General features: G+C 64.0%; 7 protein-coding genes. 4 read left to right on the forward strand and 3 right to left on the reverse strand.

What is annotated here, in order from left to right; translation table 11 throughout:
• Window positions 1-387, reverse strand: a 387-nt coding sequence (locus VFZ97_12920; protein ID HEX6394335.1) for an ArsI/CadI family heavy metal resistance metalloenzyme, incomplete at its 3' end; no start/stop codon positions are given.
• An 80-nt stretch (window positions 388-467) separates the two neighbouring features.
• On the opposite strand from VFZ97_12920, the gene VFZ97_12925 reads away from it, so the two are divergent.
• The 3 genes from VFZ97_12925 (at window position 468) to VFZ97_12935 (ending at window position 2,518) form a co-directional block, all read left to right on the forward strand.
• A complete protein-coding gene (locus tag VFZ97_12925) occupies window positions 468-818 on the forward strand; it encodes a metalloregulator ArsR/SmtB family transcription factor (GenBank protein ID HEX6394336.1) in 351 nt (116 codons plus the stop codon).
• Between the two features lie 258 nt (window positions 819-1,076).
• The gene (locus tag VFZ97_12930; protein ID HEX6394337.1) at window positions 1,077-1,352 is read left to right on the forward strand and encodes a hypothetical protein; all 276 of its coding nucleotides are present in this window, start codon (window positions 1,077-1,079) and stop codon (window positions 1,350-1,352) included.
• A gap of 542 nt (window positions 1,353-1,894) precedes the next feature.
• Entirely contained in the window at window positions 1,895-2,518 is a 624-nt protein-coding gene (locus VFZ97_12935) for a L,D-transpeptidase (GenBank protein HEX6394338.1), read from the forward strand.
• Here VFZ97_12935 and VFZ97_12940 read toward each other — a convergent pair.
• Together VFZ97_12940 and VFZ97_12945 are read right to left on the reverse strand one after the other, a co-directional pair.
• Window positions 2,515-3,387: a PspA/IM30 family protein gene (locus tag VFZ97_12940; protein HEX6394339.1), complete on the reverse strand. Its 873-nt coding sequence runs from the start codon at window positions 3,385-3,387 to the stop codon at window positions 2,515-2,517. The two genes, VFZ97_12935 and VFZ97_12940, sit on opposite strands and share 4 nt — an antisense overlap.
• Window positions 3,388-3,396: 9 nt before the next feature.
• Window positions 3,397-4,269: a hypothetical protein gene (locus tag VFZ97_12945; GenBank protein ID HEX6394340.1), complete on the reverse strand. Its 873-nt coding sequence runs from the start codon at window positions 4,267-4,269 to the stop codon at window positions 3,397-3,399.
• Between the two features lie 254 nt (window positions 4,270-4,523).
• Here VFZ97_12945 and VFZ97_12950 point away from each other — a divergent pair.
• Window positions 4,524-5,612 (forward strand): alkaline phosphatase family protein (locus VFZ97_12950; protein ID HEX6394341.1); only part of this gene is annotated, 1,089 nt, incomplete at its 3' end.

Raw genomic sequence — 5,612 nt, forward strand, 5'->3', positions numbered from 1 at the left:
CTCCTGGGGAGCGTCGGCGAGAACCGTGTAAACCTCCCAGGGGGCGCCGTCGGGATCATCGACCCAAGCTTTGTCCTGGACGGCGAAGCAGCATGTCGTCGACTCCTGAACGTCGGGCTCGAGCCCTTCACCTGCGAGGCGAACTGACGCCGCACGCACCTCCTCCGGGGTCCCCACCTCGACGCCCAAATGATTCAGGGCTCCAACCGTTCCGCGGCCCCTGCCGTCTTGTTGCTCGATAAGTACGAGCTTCAGCGGAGGATCGGCGATCGCGAAGTTGGCATATCCGGGGCGCCGTTTCGCCGGTTCGGCATGGAACAGCTTGGAGTAGAAGTCGATCGCCGCGTCGATGTCGGCAACGTTCAGAGCGAGCTGCAACCGGGACATCCGGACCTCCTGCTAATATTGACAGCCATCGATACGATGATGATCGTCGATATAATGACGTTTGTCAATGGGAGAGTCCGATGGCTCAAAGAACCGCAACGATCCCGTTAGCCGAATCGGCGGATTGCTGCCCCTCGGTGCTGTCGGCGCCTGTCGGGAGGGACGTCGCCGAAGAGCTGGCCCGAGGCTTCAACGCGCTCGGAGACCCGGTGAGGCTTCAGTTGCTGTCGATGCTGGCGGCGGCCCCGGACGGGGAGATCTGCGTTTGTAATTTCGTCGAGCCGCTTGGCAAGAGCCAGGGCACGGTGTCCCATCATCTGCGGATCCTCTCCGAAGCCGGCCTGGTCCGCGGGGATCGACGAGGCAAGTGGGTCTGGTACTCAATCGATCGAGATCGGCTGGCCGCGCTTCGCGCTTCGATCGATGCGTGAGGCCCACGCCGATGATGCAGACAGAGCCGGTCGGCGGGCTACCCAGTCAGATTCGGGGTGCCGGTAATCGGTGCGGCGGGCGGAGCAAGGCTGCCACTCGGATCGCCTTGTGCGGCGGAGGCTGATGCGGCCGACGGGGCCGCGGGATCAACGGTCACGGCGACCTGGTTGCTCTCGTAGGTAACCCCACCGTTTTGACAAGAAGCCTGCAGTGTCGCCGGCTGCCCGGAGGTACTTGTTGGAGCGGCCGATGCAGGGATGGTCACCGAGCCGGTCACGTTGCCCTTCGCGTCGGCAGTGCCGAGCGTGGATTGGGTGGTTTGGGCGCCAGCCGCTGACGTTGTCGTCGTCGACGTACCTGAAGTGGTGGTGGTCGTCGGCAAGGTAGTGCTCGTCGACGAGGTTGAAGTTGTGGTTGTCGAAGACGTGGTCGAGGTCGTCGAGGTTGATGGTGCTTTCGTCGTCGACGTCGTCGATCCGGTCGACGGAACGGTCGTGGTAGTCGACGTTGGATTCGACGAGCCTGCGGGGTAATAAGTGACGGTGACCGTTATCGGCTGGTTGTTGCAATGTCCGCCGGTAAACGGCGAAGCGCTGTACTGGCCGTTTCCAGTGACGGTGACAGGTTTTCCGGGTTGCTGAGTCGTCGGATTGACCGTGATGTAGTAGCCGTTGGGGGTAGTAGTTGCCGCGAACGAAACCGCCGTGAACCCCAAGGTCGCGCAGCCACCAGCGAGCGCGACACCCAGAACTGCGTGCCTGGAGCGAAACATCTGGACCTCCGTTGCGATGACGTCGACGCATCTGTTCCGCCGCGCCGGTTTCTCCGCCAAATGACCGGTTCTCTATACCCAGGCGAGGACTGCGCGACGCGATCGACACCCAGAGTTACGCCCGTGTTCATGTGGTGTTCGAAGATTCGCCAGGCTTCCACAGGCTGTGCCACTTTCATCGCCGGAGCCGCATGCCTGCTCGTGACCGTCACGCTGGCATCAGGATGCGTTTCTTCAAGCGCCGACTTTACGGAGAGTTCTCCATCCTCCACCGCAGTGGTAAGCAAATCCGGGATCGGAACAGTGCCTCGGACCACTCTTGTCGCTGACGTGGAGGGCAACTCGGTGCCCATTTATGCACCGGGGGCCAGTCGCCCGGCGATGGTCCTGCCCAATCCGTGGTTCTTGAACGGAGTTTCGAGCGAGCCGATCCCCCAGGCCTTCCTCGTCGAGGAGGCCAGGCCCGACGGTTGGGTGCGCGTACTCCTCCCTGAGCGCCCCAACGGCAGCAGCGGCTGGATCCCTCCTGGCTCAGCGAAACTGCTGGTAGATCCGTATCGCATCCAAGTCTCGCTTCACGAGCACCGGATGACAGTCATTCGGTTCGGCTCAGTCGTTTACTCGGGTCCCGTGGCTATAGGCGCCTCGGCGACGCCCACGCCGACAGGCTTGCTCTACATAAGAGTCCTGTTGCACACCACGAATCCATCCAGTGCATACGGACCCTACGCTTACGGTCTGTCGGCGCACTCTCAGGCCCTAAGCACGTTCGACGGCGGGGACGCCGAGATCGGGCTCCACGGCAACAATGATGCTTCGGTCCTGGGGCGGTCAGTCACCCACGGTTGCGTGCGGATGGACAACGCAGAGATCTCGCGACTGGCGGCGGTTCTGCCCCTCGGCACCCCCGTTCAGATCTCCGGCTAGGCGGACGGCTCCCCGGAGGCCTGCGCCGGCGTTCCGGCGGCCTGTCCCTCCTCGGCGCCACCGGCCGCAGCGCCCGACTCGCCCGCGGGTGCAGCACTGAGCTGACCCTGATTCGGAGACCCGGTCCCGAGCGCGCCCGCCGAACCGATCCCCAGTTCGGCACGCAGAGAATCGAGCCTCGATCGAGCCTCTGACCCCATCGCTGCCTGCTGAACCTCGAGCATCCGCGCCTCGATCGTCTGGCCGCTGACCTCAGAGGTCCCGATCGCCTTCGCGTACCGAGCCTCGATCTTGGCCCGCACCTGGTCCAGCGAAGGAGCTTCGGAGTCGACGGTCTGGTTGAGGGTGCTCATCGCCCGGTTGAGCTGCTCTTGCATCTTCGCTTGGTCCAGCTGGGAGAGAAGCTTCTGTCGTTCGGCGAGCTTTTGCTGGAGTGCTAACGCGTTCTGCTGCACGGCCGATCGCGCCTGGTCGCCCGCCTGGGCCGACTGCAGGCTCAGCGTCTTCAGGTCCTCGACCTGGTTCTCGGTGGCGACGAGTCGGTTGGCGAATGCCTCGGCGGTCTGGTTGTACTCGCGAGCCTTATCGGCGTCTCCGTTGCGGGATGCCTCGTCCGCCATGAGCAGCGCCTGCTTCGTCGACGCTCGGACTTTTTCCAGATCCTCCATCGCCCGGGTGAGCTGCAGCTCGTGCTGCTTGTGGTTGGCGACCACATTCGCAGCCTGCTCCAGGAGCCTCCGGTGCTGCTCCTGGGCGTCGGCTATCGCCTGCTCGAGCTGGATCTTCGGGTCGGCGCCGGCCTCGAATCGGCTGTCGGTCTTGGCGGTGAAGTACCTCCACCTCTTTCGCAGCACATCGATCATGCCCATGGCAACATGCTACGGCCTGGGTGGTGGAGATGGTGCGCCGGCGCCAGGCGTGCCAGGGATGCCCGGTTGCCCCGTGATCTGGTCGGCCGCACCTGGCAGCTGGGCGGCCTCGCCCATGCCGGCTTGAAGAGCAGCTATTTCCTGCGCCAGCCCCTCGACGGTTGCGGCCGCTCCTTCCACGTCTCCCGCTCCACCCGGCGCGGCGGTGAGGGCCACCACAGAAGTGACCGTTTCATCGAGCCGGGCTACCAGGATCCGTAGGCGGTCTTCGACGGCGTGGGCCGTGCTTTCGCTCTTGCGCGCCGCTTGGAGCTGGGCCGCCAGCGTTTGCTCCGCCCGATCGAGCTCGCCCCGCCGGGCTTGATCCGCTGCAGAGACTTCGGAGCGCTCTTGCTGTAACGCGGCGAGCTCCGCTGACAGGTCGCCTGCGGTGACCCGTTTGGATCCCGGAGGGTATCCACCTGTGAGCGCTGCTCCTTGCTGAGCGGCCACCCACACACCCCGAACCTCCGCTTCGACTACGGGACCCAGCGATGTAAGGCGGTCTTGCAACGGACCCGCCGGCCACGCTCGGGACACTCCCTGAAAGTGCTTGCCGGCGTCGAGCGCCTGCTGCACCAACCCCCGCCAGGGCTCGGGCAGTGCGAAAGGGTCGATCTTCTCGACAGGCAGCGATCGAATCTTCCGCCAAGCGGCCACTGCGAGCCGAACGCCCGCGCCGACGACTGCAAAGACCACCCCGAGGATGACGGATTGCTCGGCTGCGCCTACCGCGACTCCGAGGGCAGCGGCCGTCGCTGACGTCGAAAGAGCCAGCTTGGCCAGTTCGGGAGGCGCCGTCCCGGCTGGTGAACGAGAAGGTTCAGGAACGGCCGGAAGCATGGCAGCAGGTTACGGCGACCCGGCTTTGATACGTCACCACCAAACCACGCTCAGATGACCACCTCGTGTGACCGGATGAATTGTCAAGGTCAGGAGGGACGAATATCGGATGAAACCAACGCGAATTTCGGCTTAACACCCCATCTTCCCAAGGTTCGCAAACCTCCCTCCTGAGTAAAGGATCAGATGACAAACGCCGGCGGTCCATGGCGGATCAGCGCGTGCCGCCGGAAGACAGACAGAGGGAGACAGCTTTGAGAAGACCTGCACGTTGGAAGACTGCAGCAGTCGCCGGCGCCGTCCTCGCGATACTTGGGTTCACCGGCGGCCTGACGCGGTCCGCCGCGGCCGTGAAGGTCGCGCCGACCCAGCACGTGCTGCTGATCAGCGTCGACGGGCTGCACGCTTCGGATCTCAGCCAGTGCGAGGCCAACAGCGAGTGTCCGAACCTCGCCAATCTCGCCAACTTCGGCACCACCTACTCGAATGCGCACACCTCGCGACCCTCGGACTCCGCGCCCGGTCTGATGGCCCTGGCGACGGGTGGCGACCCCAAGCTGACGGGGGTGTACTACGACGACAGCTACGACCGGACCATGTTCACTCCGCCGGCGCAGACCGCCAACGGGATCCAGAACTGCACGGGGACGCCGGGCGTCGAGACGCAATACTTCGAGAATGTCGATGTCGGTGCGCCCACCTTCAGCAACCCCAACGGCACGAGACCGGTGATGAACGCGGCCCTGGATCAGGCGCAGTTCGCATACGCGAAGGTAAACGGTAAGTGCGTGCCGGTCGCTCCGAACGACTTCCTGCGTACCAACTCGATCTTCAGTGTTGCCCACGACGCCGGGCTGTACACGGCGTGGGCGGACAAGCACCCCGTGTACAACGCTCAAGTCGCAGGTCACGGCACTCCGAACTCCGTCGATGATCCGTTCAACACCGAGATCAACGCCGACATCATTCCGGCGACGCTTACCGACACCCGGGGGACCCTTATCACCTTCCCTCACCCGAACCCGACCGGTGACCCTAACGGCTACTTCATCACGGACTTCGTTGAGAACACCGAGGCGTACGATCACATCAAGGTCGACGGAGTACTCAACCAGATTGACGGGATGAACTCTGCCGGCACGAAAGCGGCTCCCGTTCCGGCGATCTTCGGAATGAACTTCCAAACCGTCAGCGTGGCGCAGAAGCTGGTCGACCCGCTCAAGTCTTGTAAGCGCAATACAGGTGGCGGATGCGACCCGAGCTACTTCCCGGGAGGCTACGAGCCCGGCACATTCCAGTTCACCCCGCAGCTCTCGAACGGCCTCCAGTGGGTCGACCAGGAG

Source organism: Acidimicrobiales bacterium (assembly GCA_036378675.1).
In the GTDB taxonomy this organism is placed as follows: Bacteria; Actinomycetota; Acidimicrobiia; order Acidimicrobiales; family Palsa-688; genus DASUWA01.

What these genes read in the sequence shown, in the direction of transcription:
- VFZ97_12925 (HEX6394336.1), top strand. Translation starts at nt 468, where the DNA reads ATGGCTCAAAGAACCGCAACGATCCCGTTAGCCGAATCGGCGGATTGC.
- VFZ97_12930 (HEX6394337.1), top strand. Translation starts at nt 1,077, where the DNA reads ATGGTCACCGAGCCGGTCACGTTGCCCTTCGCGTCGGCAGTGCCGAGC.
- VFZ97_12940 (HEX6394339.1), bottom strand. Translation starts at nt 3,387, where the DNA reads ATGGGCATGATCGATGTGCTGCGAAAGAGGTGGAGGTACTTCACCGCC.
- VFZ97_12945 (HEX6394340.1), bottom strand. Translation starts at nt 4,269, where the DNA reads ATGCTTCCGGCCGTTCCTGAACCTTCTCGTTCACCAGCCGGGACGGCG.